17 protein-coding genes are annotated in these 15,114 nt (G+C 46.4%); 5 read left to right on the forward strand and 12 right to left on the reverse strand.

What is annotated here, in order from left to right:
- Positions 1–4: 4 nt before the first annotated feature.
- Positions 5–1,135, reverse strand: coding sequence for a cob(I)yrinic acid a,c-diamide adenosyltransferase (locus tag ACMUEV_RS01785; RefSeq protein ID WP_190649564.1), 1,131 nt, complete (start codon positions 1,133–1,135; stop codon positions 5–7).
- Positions 1,136–1,308: 173 nt separating this feature from the next.
- On the opposite strand from ACMUEV_RS01785, the gene ACMUEV_RS01790 reads away from it, so the two are divergent.
- Positions 1,309–1,818, forward strand: coding sequence for a phosphate-starvation-inducible PsiE family protein (locus ACMUEV_RS01790; protein WP_190649562.1), 510 nt, complete (start codon positions 1,309–1,311; stop codon positions 1,816–1,818).
- Positions 1,819–1,900: 82 nt separating this feature from the next.
- Here ACMUEV_RS01790 and tsf read toward each other — a convergent pair whose 3' ends face one another.
- Together tsf and rpsB are read right to left on the reverse strand one after the other, a co-directional pair.
- Positions 1,901–2,563, reverse strand: coding sequence for a translation elongation factor Ts (gene tsf, locus ACMUEV_RS01795; RefSeq protein WP_017291010.1), 663 nt, complete (start codon positions 2,561–2,563; stop codon positions 1,901–1,903).
- Positions 2,564–2,659: 96 nt separating this feature from the next.
- Positions 2,660–3,439 carry a 30S ribosomal protein S2 gene (gene rpsB / locus ACMUEV_RS01800; RefSeq protein ID WP_190649560.1) on the reverse strand — a complete coding sequence of 260 codons (780 nt, stop codon included), beginning with the start codon at positions 3,437–3,439 and terminating at the stop codon, positions 2,660–2,662.
- Between the two features lie 147 nt (positions 3,440–3,586).
- Here rpsB and ACMUEV_RS01805 point away from each other — a divergent pair, with 147 nt between their 5' ends.
- From ACMUEV_RS01805 to ACMUEV_RS01815, 3 genes are all read left to right on the forward strand, one after another.
- Positions 3,587–4,102 (forward strand): hypothetical protein, encoded by a 516-nt coding sequence (locus ACMUEV_RS01805; protein WP_190649558.1) that lies wholly within the window; start codon positions 3,587–3,589, stop codon positions 4,100–4,102.
- 53 nt (positions 4,103–4,155) lie between these two features.
- Positions 4,156–5,388, forward strand: a complete 1,233-nt coding sequence (locus ACMUEV_RS01810; protein WP_190649557.1) for a site-2 protease family protein — start codon at positions 4,156–4,158, stop codon at positions 5,386–5,388.
- A gap of 66 nt (positions 5,389–5,454) precedes the next feature.
- Entirely contained in the window at positions 5,455–6,081 is a 627-nt protein-coding gene (locus ACMUEV_RS01815; protein WP_017291006.1) for a Uma2 family endonuclease, read from the forward strand.
- 10 nt (positions 6,082–6,091) lie between these two features.
- On the opposite strand, the gene ACMUEV_RS01820 is transcribed toward ACMUEV_RS01815, so the two are convergent.
- A complete protein-coding gene (locus tag ACMUEV_RS01820) occupies positions 6,092–7,636 on the reverse strand; it encodes an ArnT family glycosyltransferase (RefSeq protein ID WP_190649555.1) in 1,545 nt (514 codons plus the stop codon).
- A gap of 228 nt (positions 7,637–7,864) precedes the next feature.
- Here ACMUEV_RS01820 and ACMUEV_RS01825 point away from each other — a divergent pair, with 228 nt between their 5' ends.
- On the forward strand, positions 7,865–8,500 hold the full coding sequence (locus ACMUEV_RS01825; RefSeq protein ID WP_190649553.1) for a serine/threonine protein kinase: 636 nt from the start codon (positions 7,865–7,867) through the stop codon (positions 8,498–8,500).
- A gap of 52 nt (positions 8,501–8,552) precedes the next feature.
- Here ACMUEV_RS01825 and ACMUEV_RS01830 read toward each other — a convergent pair whose 3' ends face one another.
- From ACMUEV_RS01830 to hpsL, 8 genes are all read right to left on the reverse strand, one after another.
- On the reverse strand, positions 8,553–8,771 hold the full coding sequence (locus ACMUEV_RS01830; protein WP_190649551.1) for a DUF4926 domain-containing protein: 219 nt from the start codon (positions 8,769–8,771) through the stop codon (positions 8,553–8,555).
- Positions 8,772–8,842: 71 nt separating this feature from the next.
- Positions 8,843–9,121 carry a DUF6883 domain-containing protein gene (locus ACMUEV_RS01835; protein ID WP_190649549.1) on the reverse strand — a complete coding sequence of 93 codons (279 nt, stop codon included), beginning with the start codon at positions 9,119–9,121 and terminating at the stop codon, positions 8,843–8,845.
- Between the two features lie 155 nt (positions 9,122–9,276).
- Complete coding sequence (locus ACMUEV_RS01840; protein ID WP_190649547.1) at positions 9,277–9,630, reverse strand: DUF5615 family PIN-like protein; 354 nt, start codon at positions 9,628–9,630, stop codon at positions 9,277–9,279.
- Positions 9,627–9,863 (reverse strand): DUF433 domain-containing protein, encoded by a 237-nt coding sequence (locus tag ACMUEV_RS01845; protein WP_017291001.1) that lies wholly within the window; start codon positions 9,861–9,863, stop codon positions 9,627–9,629. Before ACMUEV_RS01845 ends, ACMUEV_RS01840 begins: the two co-directional genes overlap by 4 nt.
- Before the next feature lie 72 nt (positions 9,864–9,935).
- Positions 9,936–10,160, reverse strand: coding sequence for a type II toxin-antitoxin system HicA family toxin (locus ACMUEV_RS01850; protein WP_017291000.1), 225 nt, complete (start codon positions 10,158–10,160; stop codon positions 9,936–9,938).
- The gene (locus ACMUEV_RS01855; protein WP_017290999.1) at positions 10,153–10,377 is read right to left on the reverse strand and encodes a type II toxin-antitoxin system HicB family antitoxin; all 225 of its coding nucleotides are present in this window, start codon (positions 10,375–10,377) and stop codon (positions 10,153–10,155) included. The genes ACMUEV_RS01850 and ACMUEV_RS01855 overlap by 8 nt, the downstream gene beginning before the upstream one ends.
- A 73-nt stretch (positions 10,378–10,450) precedes the next feature.
- Positions 10,451–13,312, reverse strand: a complete 2,862-nt coding sequence (locus ACMUEV_RS01860; protein WP_190649545.1) for a pentapeptide repeat-containing protein — start codon at positions 13,310–13,312, stop codon at positions 10,451–10,453.
- Between the two features lie 138 nt (positions 13,313–13,450).
- Positions 13,451–15,070 (reverse strand): hormogonium polysaccharide biosynthesis protein HpsL, encoded by a 1,620-nt coding sequence (gene hpsL / locus ACMUEV_RS01865; RefSeq protein ID WP_190649543.1) that lies wholly within the window; start codon positions 15,068–15,070, stop codon positions 13,451–13,453.
- Positions 15,071–15,114 lie beyond the last annotated feature (44 nt).

A 15,114-nucleotide genomic window follows, 5' to 3' on the forward strand; every position in this document is an offset into this window, starting at 1 on the left:
GCGGCTAAAAATCAACGCCACGCTTCAAGTCAACGCCTTTCTCCGCATAATGCTTGTGACACACCATCTCAGAGTGAACCGTTGCTAAATCGAAATAAGCAGGTGGATTCTTACACCGTCCCGTGATCACGATTTCCGTATCGCGAGGCTTCCGCAGCAATGCCTGCACGATCGGTTCTTCTGGCAAAAGCTCTAAATCGACCGTCGGATTCAATTCATCCAAAATAATCGTTTTATACAAGCCCGAAGCAATTGCCGCTCTCGCAATTTCCCAAGCCCGCTCTGCTTCCACATAATCTAGCTCTTGCTGCTGACCCCGCCAAACGATCGCATCTCTTCCCGATCGCTGATGATCGACCAAGTTCGGATAGCTCTGACGCAATGCGTTAATCGCTGCATCTTCGGTATAGCCACTGCCACCCTTCAGCCATTGCATGATCAAAACGCGGTGGGATTTATCCTGACTGATCCCTTTACCGATCGCTTGCAGAGCCTTGCCTAATGCACTCGTCGATTTCCCTTTTCCTGCCCCAGTGTAAATCTCAATTCCTGCAATACCTTCTTCCTTTGCAGAATGATAATGCGGCTTCATTTCAGAATGTAAGTTCGCAATATCAACTAATGCTTGTGGAGCCGCACGTCCGGTTACGATCACTTCCATGTGATCCGGTTTTAACGTCAGCGTTCTCACCACTTCATCTACGGGTAAAAGCCCCAGATCAAGAACCGGATTGAGTTCGTCCATCACCACGACAGAATAAAGCCCAGATGCGATCGCACCTTTCGCCACATCCCATCCTCGCTGAGCTTCTTGGCGATCGAACTTCGTAATCTCATCCGCCCCAAAAAATTCGCCCCGTCCCGTCCGAACTTGGTCAATCAAATGCGGAAAAGCACGTTGCAGCGCTGCGATCGAAGCATCTTCGTCATACGTTCGCCCCGGTCCTTTGAGAAATCGCAGCAATAAGACCCGCGTCGGTGAGAGATTTTGAATTCCGAGTCCAATCGATCGCAAAACCACACCCAAGGCTGCTTGAGACTTGCCTTTTCCTGCGCCGTCGTACACATGAATTTGCCCAGTCATGCGTTCCGATCGTGTTTGGGCTGTGCGAATTCCAACACCCGCTCTAGTCATATCTTAAAATCGCCGCTTCTAAATGCAGATTTACTTTAGCAGGTTTCTTCCAAACGGATCCGCGATCGCGCATTTGATTGATTCTATAAATTAAACCAATGCAAGTTAGCTTGAAATATAAGCTTATCTCAAGTTTAATCAAGTTCATGACTCATTCTTAAGGAGCCACCGCTATGCAGGATTCGATCAAGCCATCGTACTCATCGTTGACTGAGACCGAAGAACGGTGGTCAATCAATTCAAGCCGCACTTACCTGGTTAAAACGTTAGAAACGGTTCAAGATTTGATTGTTGTTTCGCTCTGTATTGGATTGTTCTGTGTAATGGTGATCCAATTGCGGGCAATGTTCTTCTCACTCTTGCCGCCCTTAAATTTTCATGGTGTTACGGCAGACATCTTGTTTTTGCTGATTCTGGTTGAGTTGTTCCGGTTGTTAATCATTTACTTGCAGGAACAGCGTGTCTCGATCGGCGTTGCGGTCGAAGTTGCGATCGTTTCAGTTCTCAGAGAATTTATTGTTCGAGGTGTATTAGAGGTTCAGTGGACGCAAATCCTAGCAGGCTGCGCGTTTCTAGTCGTCATGGCGCTGTTATTAGTCGTTCGGGTTTGGCTACCCCCCACCTTTGAAGGAATTGATCCTGAAAAACAGCTTTCGATGCGCAAGCGGAAAGAAGCGCATTAATCCTGACTGGATTTCGATTGGTCGCCCAAAGTAAAACCTCCGAGATTTTTACAACCTCGGAGGTTTTTGTCAAAATCAGAATTTATTTACCGCCGGAGATCTGTGCAGCGACTTCTGCTGCAAAATCAGACTCTTCTTTCTCAATGCCTTCGCCCAGGACAAAGCGCACAAAGCGACGAATCTGGATATTCTCACCCAACTGAGCAACGTTCTGCTTCACCAATTCCTCAACCGTGATGTTGGGATCTTTGATGTAAGGAGTCGGCAACAAGCACATTTCATTCAAGCGCTTATCAATCCGACCTTGAACGATCTTCTCTTTAATATTGTCAGGCTTACCCGCGAGGTCGTCTTTGCCCATTTCGATCGACTTTTCACGCGCCACGATATCCGCTGGAATATCCTCGACACGGACATACTCAACGTTCGTACTTGCAGCGATCTGCATCGCAATGCTGCGAACTAAGTCTTGGAATGCTTCGTTTCTAGCCACGAAGTCGGTTTGGCAGTTCACTTCTACCAACACCCCGATCCGACCGCCGATATGGATATAGCTTCCGACCAAGCCTTCAGCCGCAGTTTTGCCAGCCTTCTTATCTGCCGAAGCAATCCCTTTCTTCCGCAGCCATTCGATCGACTTTTCCATATCGCCGCCATTTTCGGTCAGCGCTTTTTTACAATCCATCATCCCTGCGCCAGTCTTTTCGCGCAGTTCTTTCACCGCTTTTGCTGAAATGTCTGCCATTTGCCTGAGTTCCCAATTTCTTCTCTGATATTGTCCGACGAATTGGGGGAGTGGGGAGTAGGAAGAAAATCCTTCCCCCATTCCCCGATTCCCCTACTATTCTGCGGCAGCTTCCTCTTCAGTAGCTTCCGTTTCATCGTAGTCGTACTCTTCTTCTGCGCCTTCGTAGTCGTACTCTTCTTCGGCTTCGAGTTGACCATGACGACCTTCGTAAATGGCATCAGCCAAACGTCCTACGATCAACTTGATCGATCGAATTGCGTCATCGTTAGCAGGAATGGGCACGTCAACGGTGTCAGGATCGCAATTGGTATCGAGCAGCGCGACGATCGGAATATTCAACTTGACGCATTCTTGAATCGCGTTGTATTCCCGACGCTGATCCACCATGATGATCACATCTGGCAGTTTGCGCATCAGTTTGATACCGCCGAGGTATTTCTGAAGCCGTTCGAGTTCACGACGCAGCACAGAAGCTTCTTTCTTCGGCAATAGATCCAATCCGCCTGTTTCTTCGCGACGTTCGAGTTCTTTTAAGCGCTCGACACGAGTTTTGATCGTTGACCAGTTGGTGAGCATTCCGCCCAACCAACGTTGGTTCACATAGTAAGCGCCACAACGCGAAGCTTCTTGAGCAATAATTCCGGCAGCTTGGCGCTTGGTGCCAATGAACAAGAATTTTTTGCCCTGTTCAGAAGCAGTCCGCACGTAGTTGTAAGCACTATCCATCAACTGAGCAGTTTGCACCAAGTCGATGATATGTACACCGTTACGAGCGGTGTAAATGTAGGGACTCATTTTGGGGTTCCATCTGCGGGTCTGATGCCCAAAGTGAACGCCCGACTCAAGTAATTGAGCCAATGAAACAACTGGCATGAATTGATCTCCTAATTCGGGTTCATCGTCCATTCAGGAGTAGCTTTCGCCACCCGAAATCCTGAATGTGTGAGTTTAAACAGCTTATCTAGGGTAACACAAGACCTTGCCCTTGCTACGCTGAGATAGAGTTGAGGCTTCTGAGAAATGAGCGTACCGACAGAATTAGATGCAGCGATCGCCGTAGTCGGCGGAATCCTGACGGCAATTGCTATTTTTTGTATTCCCAGACAAAATCTCGATCGAGTCCCGATGTCTGGATTGTTCTTGCTGTTGATCATTCATGCGATCGTGGGTTGGGTTTTGGCGATCTCAGACGTTCAAATCGGATTATGGCTGGTCGCTGCTGGCGCAGTGTTGATTGTGGCAATGATTCGGTCTTTGCAATTAGGGCAGGCGGGTGCAATTGCGTTAGGCGGGGCAGCGATCGGTGCGATCGTCTGGGCTGTACGTCAAGATGCAAATGCACAAATCAGTGCTCTTGCATTTTTATTCCTCGGCATTTGGCTGTGGGCATTTGGGGGTGCGCGATATCGGATGGAAGGTGCGGGATTTGGAAAATCGATTCGATGGGTTTTAGCGATCGTCGGTTGGGAAGGATTATGGATTGGTTGGCTGATTGATACATTTGTGGCACCGCAGGTCGGAATTTGGCTACGTTAGCGTTTCTTCGTTCCATCTCTTATGCTAGAAATAGCTGCTTTAGGAATTGATTCATGCAATCTGGTTGGCGAATTGGGTCACTGTTTGGCATTCCTTTGCTGATTGACCCGTCTTGGTTTTTTATCCTCGTGATCGTCACCCTGAGTAATGCGCTGCGGTGGCAATATCGCTATCCGGATTGGGGTACACCTGTGGCGTGGGGCACAGGCTTCGCCATGGCAATGTTGCTGTTTGCCTCGGTGCTGCTGCATGAATTGGGTCATAGCCTCGTCGCGAAAGTCCAAGGGATTCAAGTGCAGTCGATTACACTGTTCTTCTTTGGAGGGATTGCCGCGATCGCACAAGAGCCGAAAACTCCTGGAAAAGCTTTTCAAGTCGCGATCGCAGGACCCGCCGTCAGCTTTATGCTGTTTGTGATTCTGACGCTGTTGACGCTGGTTTTGCCGAATAATGAAATGCCTTTGAGCATTCTGTTTCGAGATTTGGCAGCGATTAATCTTGTCTTGACCTTATTTAACATGATTCCGGGCTTGCCTTTAGATGGGGGGCAGGTGCTCAAAGCGATCGTCTGGAAATTGACTGGAAGTCAGATTAAAGGAATTCGGACGGCGGCGAAAGTTGGGCGATTCCTGGGGCTGTTTGCGATCGCTTGGGGATTGGCAGATGTTCTGGGTGTCACTCGAAATTTAGGATTGCCGACTGCGGGTGGATTGTGGGCAGCGTTGATTGGATGGTTTGTGGTGCAGAATGCGAGTGCATACGATCGCATTACTGAATTGCAAGAAGCGATGCTGAAGGTGAAAGCCGAAGATGCAATGACCCGAGATTTTCGGGTTGTCGATGCATCGATGTCGGTGCGGAAATTTGCAGACGATTATTTAATTACGGAATCGCGTGCGGCTGTGTATTATGCTGCCTCGAATGGGCGCTATCGCGGCGTGATTAATACGGAAGATTTGCAACGGATTGAGCGCAGCGAGTGGGAGAGCAAGACACTTTTAGACATTGTGCATCCGTTGAATGAAGTACCGACCGTGCAAGAATCCACTCCGATTGTGGAAGTGATTCAGCTTTTGGAAAATCAAAGTTTGCCGCGAATTACGGTCTTGTCTCCGGCTGAGGCAGTTTCTGGGGTGATCGATCGCGGAGATATTGTCAAAGCGATCGCGCTAAAGATGAATTTGAGAATTTCTGATGCGGCAATTAAGCAGATTAAAGAAGAGGGAGTTTATCCGCCAGGATTGCAATTAGGAGCGATCGCGCAAGCGGCATCGGAATTAAGATAGGCACGGTTTGCAGCTTAGACTGTCTATTTTCTGGCAGCATCCATTTAGCAAAGGAGCGATCGGCGCATGAGCATCGCAAGCAATCGAACTGTACAACATCGCCCCCTGAGCTTTGATGAGTTTTTAGCTCAATACGGTAGTGACAATCGCTATGAGCTAATTGATGGAGAGGTATTTGATTTGGAACCGACTGGTTTGCATGAACAGGTCGCAGGATTCATCACTCAAAAAGCTTGTGTGCAAATCGACTTAGCAAATTTGCCTTGGCTGGTTCTGCAACGTCCCCTTTTCCGTCCGCCCAACATTGAGATGACAGCATTTCGACCGGATGTAGCTGTGATCGATGAAATGGCGTTAGAGAATGAATTGCTCTGGCGAGAACAGTCAATTTTGACACAGGGCACTTCGATAAAACTTGTGGCTGAAGTGGTCAGTAGTAATTGGCAAAATGACTATTCTCGCAAGTTGGAAGACTATGAAACTTTGGGAATTCCAGAGTATTGGATTGTAGACTATGCAGGCTTAGGTGGCACTCGTCATATCGGTAGCCCAAAGCGTCCCACACTTTCCATTTGCAGATTAATAGAAGGTCAATATCAGATTCAGCAATTTCGGGGAGAGCAGTTGATCAGTTCACCCACATTTCCGGGTCTGAATCTGACGGCTGACCAAGTTTTAAGAATTAGACCGTAAACCACTTCTCCTATTTTGTTTGTTGCCAGCGTTTCGCCAAGTTCCAGCCTTCAAACACATCAACTATTTCATATTTTAAGCCAGGTGTCTTAGCAAGATTGGGATCAATCCAGGCGTAATCGGTGTTGGGTAGAATCTTGGGATTCTCGATTTCTTGTCCAATTTTGGGGGTGTAGAAATTGAGTAAGAGTTGCGTTTTGCGATCGTCACGACTCAGTGCTTTTTCATCGACGATAAAGCTCACAGGCTGCGATCGCAAAACTTCCTGCACATTGGTTTGGAGTAAAAATCGCTTCAGTTGCGGATCGTAATCTCCCCACAATCCAGTTAAATGTAAAGCTGCGATCGCGAACCAAGACGTGACGAGCCAACTAGCTGCCCAGTAGTTTGCAGAGTGAGCCATGCGATCGCGCAAAATCCAAATGAGCGGCAAACTCAACCAACCTAAGCCAACGGCTAAAACGACCAGTGCAATCTTATCTAATTCACTGCTTCGCAAACTGCTAGATTGCAGCAATTGGGCAATTGTCGTGCGTTTATTCACAACAACTAACAAGAAAATCGCGATCGCACCCATAAGCAAATTCAGACCGATAAACGCTCCCGTATATTTCTTCTCGGTATAGAGATGGACGAGATGAGAAAGCGCGATCGCGGCAAATAGCCCAACGAACGGCATTAATTGCAACGGATAGTAATGTGTTTTCGTTCCAAACAATGTTAATTCAATAAACAGAGTAACAGGATAGCCAATGAGTAAAAATCGAGCTTGATGTGATTTGAGCAATGCTCTAATGTCTGGATGTCGAAATGCTAACCACAATCCGCCTAATGCAAAAAACACCCAGGGAAATCCATTTGCAGGAACATTCCAGAAATAATAAAACTGATTTGCTCCTTGATACGTTTGTCCACCTAAATGAAATAGTTTGCCAAACAATTCTTGAATTGGTGCGGTTCCATATTTCTGAATCGCCGCTCCTAACCAAAAAATCACAGGCATAAGCCCAATTCCGAATCCTAGATACAACCAAGGATCGAGTAGATGCCGGTGCCGACGATGTTGAGCAATCAAATAAGGAAAGAGCGCGATCGCCGCTGGAATGATCATGAAGCCTTTGATCATGAAGCCCCATCCGAACATTGCTCCAGCCACAAATCGCCAAGACCGACCCGAAGTCTCGGCAAGCAGTAATGTCCAAATTGCAATCAGTTCGATGCAGACTAGAACCATGTCTTGAGTTCCGAGCCGAGCATATTGTGAGACTAAGGGAATGACGCTAAAAATTGCGGCTCCGAGCCAAGCCATTCGAGGAGTCGTCAGACGTTTGCCGATCGCATAAGTAAGCAATACACTCAAAATAAATGCGATCGCGCTAGGAAGTCGAGCAGTTCCTTCACTAATCCCGAATCCCAGGTATAAGCTAGCAATCAGCCATTGAATCCCAATGGTACGATCGAAACTATAGCCTCCTCCCCATTGTGGTGTGATCCAATCTCCAGTTTGCAGAATCGTGCGAGCTTGAGTGGCGTAAATCCCTTCGTCGTGAGCCATGAGGCTTTGTTGAGAGCTTCGTAGTAAAACGATAGGGAGTACCCAGAGAAAAAGAGTGAGATAGGGAAGGAGCCGTTTGAGATTCACAACGCACCAGAAAACGCTTTCGGTGCGAATTCTACCTTAGATTCTTCGCGATCGACATTGGATCACTTTTGCGGAAAGTCTCAGGTGTAATTTGAATCTGATGGCAGAATGGTGCTGGTATCGCGCTTTTCGGAGTTGCTTATGCGATCGCTGATTGAAACGATTGATCAAACGCTGTTGCCTGATTTAAATATCGAGAGTTGTGACCCGCATGATCCGATCGTCATTCATCGTGTGCCTGCACCTTGGCAAGTGCTAGGAGCCGGAAATTATGCGGCCGTGTTTACGCATCCAGATTTTCCGGATGAAGTGGTGAAAGTTTACGCACCAGGACGACCAGGTTTTGAAGAAGAAGTTGAAGTGTACGATCGCTTGGGTGCTCATCCAGCTTTTTCGCAGTGTATCTATGCGCGAGATGGAATGCTGGTTTTGAAGCGACTGCATGGAGTAACGCTCTACGACTGTATGCACCGAGGGATTAGAATTCCGGTACAAGTGATTCAAGATATTGATCGCGCTTTGGACTATGCGAGCGATCGCGGGTTGCATCCGCATGATGTTCACGGGCGCAATGTCAACATGTATCAGGGGCGCGGCTATGTGGTGGATGTGTCGGACTTTTTGCATGAAGAAACGTGTTCTGCTTGGACAGATTTGAAGAAGGCTTACTACTGGGTGTATCGCCCGATTCTTTGTCCGTTACGGATTCGGATTCCTTATGCGCTGCTCAATGCGCTTCGGAAGACTTATCGCTGGTTACGATCGCTTAGAGATTAAATTCCAGTCGTCTATGAGATTTGTTCGACAATGGATTTATAGTTGCTGAGCTTTAAGATGCAACTTTGTTCATGGATTGGGTTGTTTCTAACTGAATATCTGCAGGAGCTAAGGTTAGAAGCGCGATTGTATGCCCTTTTGCATTGATGAATTCAATTTCAAAAGCTTGCCCGTCGCTATAACAATGCACAACAGCTCCACGATCGCCAGCTCTTAGACCATTTTCTTGAATATCGCGAGTCAGAATCACTGTGTCTAATTCTTGAATCATTTCAGCCTCTTGTATGTTCAAAGTGGATGTGCAGTTACAAAGCGTGGGGTTTCTTGTCCCATATCAATGATTCAAACGGTTCTTAGCGAAATCAAGTATCCATTGGGGGCTTCTATTTCTCCTTCGATGATGTATTTTGTGCCGTGTGGAGAAGTAACAACTTCCTTGACAGATTGCAATCGCGCAATCTCCAGAAGTCTTTGCTCTAGGATATCTACATTTTCTTCATTAAAGCCAGCATCACGAAGTAATTTTGCTTTTGAGCCTCCAACGGAGTGAGTTTCTGAGAGCAAGTATCCAAGCAACTTTTGGGGTTGAATAAATGCGGTTTCTCGGTTCGGTAAGTTCATACGGTGCGATCGCGAATCCTGTCATATCATCTCAAATTTTCTAGGTGCGATCGCTTTCTCCTATTATCCGCGATCGCACATTTTCCGCAGATTCGCGATCGTAGGATTTTACTCTAGACCTAGCTGCTGTTTTAGAGCGAGCTGCGATGAACTATTTACTGGTGAACTGTGATCTCATTACGACTCAGTTCCAGATAAGAGTGTTGTTCAAACAACTCAACAATTCGTGATAGATTTTGCGTAAATACTGTCTCAAGATCTGAGTTTTTGATATTGCCAGTTGTGACTAACAGCAATTTGTATGGTTGTTGAATGGTTAGAAAAGAATTGAGAAAGTCTGCGTCTTTTGTAATGACAATTCTTTGTTCTGCGATCGAGAGCGTATTGATGTCAGCATCGGAAGTTGCATTCTGTTGTGGAAGATCGCGCGTATGTAGCGTGTCGTATCCTGCTTCTGATAATAGTCGTGCAAGACGAGTGGGCAATTGAGCATCGACTAGAAATTTCATGAAGCAATTTTGTGAATACTTTTAATTTGGCTGAGACGAGCGGCAAATAAAAGCGCTGCGAGGATATCTTCGCGTTCTAAATCTTCATAGTCTGCCAAGATTTCTTCGATCGTCATGCCTGCACTCAGAAGTTCTAAAAGGAAATCCACCGGGTAACGTAAGCCACGAATGCAAGGTTTACCGTGACAAATGTTGATATCGTGGGTGATTCGTTGAAGTAGATTCGTTTCCATAATAAATGTGCGATCGCTTTCTCCTATTATCCGCGATCGCACATTTTCCGCAGATTCGCGATCGCATGTAACTTAGATGATGTCGTTGTCTGAATCTTCTTCTGCGGGGTTAATGGCATCAAGAACTTGTCTAACGATTTTAGGATGCAGAATTTTACCTGAATGGAAAGGTACAACTACTCGAATGCCATTCTTGAAATAGATTCGATGACTACCGTTTGTTCTGATGAGTGTAAAGTCAGCATCTAATAAAAGTTTTTCTGCTTCTTGAGCAGTTAGACGTGGCGCTTTAGGCAACTTGCACCTCTAATGTCATTGTCAAGATTTCCTGCCTTTGAAGAATGCTTTTCTCCTCGTCTGAAAGAGTTTCAAGATATAGCTCGATCGCTTCTTTAATATTGGCTTGAACTTCTTCTAAGGTGTCTCCCTGAGTTTGACAGCCTTTGAGCGCTGGACAGTAAGCATAATAACCGTCTTCGTCTTTTTCAATTACGACATCAATTTTGTACGACATGATATCTGTCCTCGATCGCTTTCTCCTATTATCCGCGATCGCACATTTTCTGCAGATTCGCGATCGCAGGATTTTACTCTAAACCTAGCTGCTGTTTTAGAGCGATCGGAATATTTTGAGCGGTGTCTAAGCCATGTACTTCCTCCCAGTTCGTCTCTTCATTCCAATTAATCTTAGAGAGGTTAGCACTGGCAAGGTTAGCACAGTAGAGATCTGCACTACAGAGATCTGCATAGAAAAGGTTAGCACAGAAGAGGTTAGCTCTAAAGAGATCTGCTCTAAGGAAATCGGTTCTAAAGAAGTCGGTACTGGAAAGATCAGCCCCAGAGAGATTGGCTCTGTAGAAGTTAGCATTGGAAAGATTAGCATTAGAGAGATTGGCATTGGAAAGATTGGCTCTGTAGAAGTTAGCATTGGAAAGATTAGCATTAGAGAGATTGGCATTAGAAAGGTTCGCAAAAGCAAGAAAATCACCGACGATCACTCTAAATCCTCCTAACTCTATGCAATCCCCATAACTAATGATTTGAAGTAGACGGGATGTGTGTTCTTCTCCTTCTGCAAGCTGCCCACTTGGATGAAATACAATCTTTTCCTTGAATTCTTTTCTATCTTGAGCATATTGGTGCAATTCTAGGAGCAAAATCAGCACATTGTATCCTGTATAAACATCAACCTGCCTGAGCCCTAGCGTCCTTTTCTGGTCAGGTTGCTGTTCCCGCAGAGAGCGCATTTTTTCTTGCGGCAAGTTCTCTGGCGATGCATCAATAAATTCTCCCTCACACCAAAGCTCATAGAACTCATTCAATCGCTCAAATAGCTCTAAAGGCTTAAACCAATTACTTCGCTTGAGCAATTCCATTAAATATTCGACAATCTCTTTACTTAGAACAGGCGAACCGAGCAAATCGTAAATCTCTCGATGCAATTGCTCAGTCGGAACATAAAACCGATCCCGCTTTCTCCCTGGTTCAATCCAACTCTCGATCGCATCTTTCAACCGTTCTGCACACAAGAACTCTCCAAAGCTCTTATGCACAAACTCAACTGATCCACCTTTTCCCGGTTTCACATAGAACGCAGCTAAAGCATTCCGAAGCGGATTATCATTCAACCTATGCCGGGCTTCTTCCAAAAGCTTTTGCACATTTGCATTCGATTTCAATCGTGCCTCAATCATAGAAATCGGCGCAGACTCACCTCCTGCTTGCACCGAAGCCAATCCTGCCTCAGTCAAAATCGACCTCAAGTCCTCAACCTCTAGTTCCGTCAAATCTCGATTAAGCATATCTGGGCGTTGTTCTGTGAGTACCCAGTCAATTGTCTTCTCGTAAATTAGAATCTTCGCCTGTATTCCTTCTGCACCTTTAAACGAACTCAATTTGAGCTTTTCATCTCGGTGCATGGCTGCTAAAAGAAAAAGTAGAAGCGGCTCCCGTGCAAGTTCGCGTACCCGCTCCGGACATTGTTCGCTCTGCAAGAACTGCTTAAAGGCATTCGTTCTCTGACTCCCAACTAACTGCGCCCACTTTGCAAACCATTGTTCTCGCAGTTTACTACTCATCTCTACAATTTCGAGCCGTTCCAAATTTGATGGCATCCTGCTCTCAATGCTTTGGAGTGACAATGTTCTTCCAGTAACTAACACAAGATGTCCTTTTTCAGAATTCTCCTGACATCGCCGCTGAAACCTCTCAATTTGCTCCAAAAACTCCTCTAGCCCACTACTTGTCCTACCTTGCATTAGCAATTCATCAAAGCCATCTAACAAAAATAAGAATCTAGTATTACGATCGCTTAACCACCCATTATCGCTCGACGCAAAATCCTTATTTACTGCCTTTCGCAAGGTTTCCTCAAAATCTTTCTCTAAGTTCTGAACATCCCGTAACCTAATCAAGATCGGAGTCCAATTCGGATGTTCATTCACCCGCACCCATTCCGCAAACATACGGCAAAACACACTCTTTCCCCGTCCCGGATGTCCTTGAATAAACAGTACTTTATTTTGATTTGGCTGATTCAACCAAGCTTTTGCCCATTCTTCCAAAACAACCCAATCGCGATCCTCAACCTCACCATTTTTATCAATGAATTGGGCCTCAATCGGCACATAAATTTCTTTCAGCGTGAACGGCTCATTGAAAACTCTCCAGCGATCGCGCAAGACCTGAATCGTCGAATCCGGCGAAATTACATCCCGCAAATACTCTTCAATGCTGAGATACTGTTCAAACTTCTCCTGTCCCCCAGTCGAAAACCATTTCACGACCGGATTGACCTTCTCACCCATTCCAGCCAAGGCAGTCTGAATGTGATGATTTGTATTTCGAGCAACTAGCTCAGCACTTCTCCGCACATCAGAACATCCGACCTCTGTTAATCGCGCTTCTAGTACTGCACTAAAAGCTTTCGCAATCTCTGATTCATGAAAAAACAAAATTGCAGTTCGAGCATCGTCATCCTGAAGTTCAAACTCTCCCAATTTTTGAATCTGCCGCCTCACTGCATCTGAGGCTTGAGATGCCTGAATTTTAGACAAGTCAATCTCTGTCAGAAACTCTCGTACACTATCCAAATAAGCCGACTGAACCACCAACGCCATACACTCTTCTAACGTTGGTTCTTTCTTCGTCGCCTCACAAACCAAATTCAGCAACGTCACCGCGATCGATGCAAACGGAAGCACTTCTTTCACCATCAATCCCAACGGCGAATTCAGCACATCCAGCAACGAAGACATCTGACCCACATAAGGCTGAACCGTCTTCAACAACTCCCCATCCAACGGCTTTTCCTTAATCGTCTTTGCCAGATCAAACACTGCCTTAGTTGAATCTGTAACCTGCTTCGTCAGTTCAACCGCTTGCTTACTTCCAAGTTTTGCCAGAAATGATCCAATCTTGGTTGCCATTGCCATTTGCTCGATCGTCATCGAACTTAAGGTAGCGCGAAAAAAAGCGATCGCCCAATCTCTTAAACATTTGCACGACAACGATCTGGCAATGATTTGGATACTAGCTTGCAAGTGCTGAAAAAGCTTCGAGATCCAGTGACCTCAAACGTCGAATTTTCATCGCCTTCGCTTCTTCTTTTTCGCCTTCGGATCTTCAACTGGAACAGGTTCTAAACGATCTAACTCCGGCAACTTTAGCGCAATCCCCGCAAAAAACCAGTAATACACCGCCACCGGATCAACATCCAACGGATAGTAATACGTGTTGTAACTAATCACCAACACAAACGTCCAAAGAACCGCTCCATATCCCCGAATATTCTTATCTTTGACTGATCGAAACGCTCGAAAACAAGCGATCGTCAAACTCGTCACCAACACCACAAACAACACGGTTCCAATCGGTCCAATCTCATACATCACCTTGGGATAGTACGTCTCAATCAACTGCGTATCCCCCATTGCCCGCGCCGAATTCGTTGCGCGTCCCAACCCTTTCCCAAGGAGACTCGCCCCCCGCACTACCGTTTCAAATTGCTCTCGAATAAACGCATCAGGCGGTGATGCATTCCAGCGACCCACTGCACTATCCAGCCGCTCCTGTACCACCGCTGGATTCGATGCCATCGCCACCATAATCGCTCCCGCCAGTCCAATTCCGATCGGCACAAATCGCTTCAAATTTGCAATCTGCCCCGTCGTAAACAACTGAATCACAATCATCACAGGCACAAGCATCAGCGCAATTCGCTGCCCACAGATCACCGCCATAATGATCGTCATCAGCATTCCAATCCCACCGATGATCTTCCAGACCAAATTGCGATCGAAAAACGTCACTGCAAACGTTGTAAACGCACTCGAAATCAAATACCATCCCCACTGCCACGGAGCTACAAACGTCCCCGGCAATCGAATCACCCCTTGCTCTGGCGTATACAGTAGCGCCCCTCCCACAAAACACCGTGCATCCAGCGACGCCTTAAACAATTCCGCTCCTGTCCCTTCAGTCCCCTTGCACCGTCCTGTCTTCAGCATCATGTACTGCACAAATGCCAATCCACAGCAAATGATCACGACCACCACTGTGATTCGCATAAAGTTATAGACATCCTGCTTCTTCTTCATCAAGTAATAAGCGCAGGGAATCAGCGGCGCATAGCCTAGTAAAACTTTTAAGCCCAAGATGCCCATGAAAAAAGGTCGTTCAAGCGGCTTCTGAGTCGTCATTGCCACCTCAGCCGCAGACAACTGCTGCGAACCATTTACAAACAGCAGCACCAACATACAATAAACGAGCAGCAGCATCAGAGGCGTTTTCATCAACTTCGGGATCATCATCGACAAATCCCGCTGCTTACAGTACTGATAAATACTGATCAAAGCAGGAATATACATCCCATCTTTTGCCAACTGCATCAGCGGATTATTCCCCACCGTGGCATACGTAATCGTTCCGCCAAACGGCATGTAAATCATAAAGGCATGAAGCGCTTGCCAGGGAAACTTGAACGATAGCATCAGCGTCAGCACGCCTGCAAAACCGCCGCCTGCGCCTTTAATGCCTCCAACCGCAAATAATGCTAATCCCACCACGATCGAGATCATCGTGGACATAGAAATAAAATTAACAGCCGCTTTACGGGCTAACATCACCCGACGTTTTTCTGCCAAACGCTCTTTCAGGGACAATCCTGGCTCTGCTTCTGAGACCTTGCTTTTGCGCTTCTTAGCCATATCCGTGTCAAAATAAGCACCTGGATCATAGCCGAGAAAGTCAG

It is taken from the genome of Leptolyngbya sp. FACHB-1624, assembly GCF_047649235.1.
GTDB lineage: Bacteria > Cyanobacteriota > Cyanobacteriia > Leptolyngbyales > Leptolyngbyaceae > Leptolyngbya > Leptolyngbya boryana.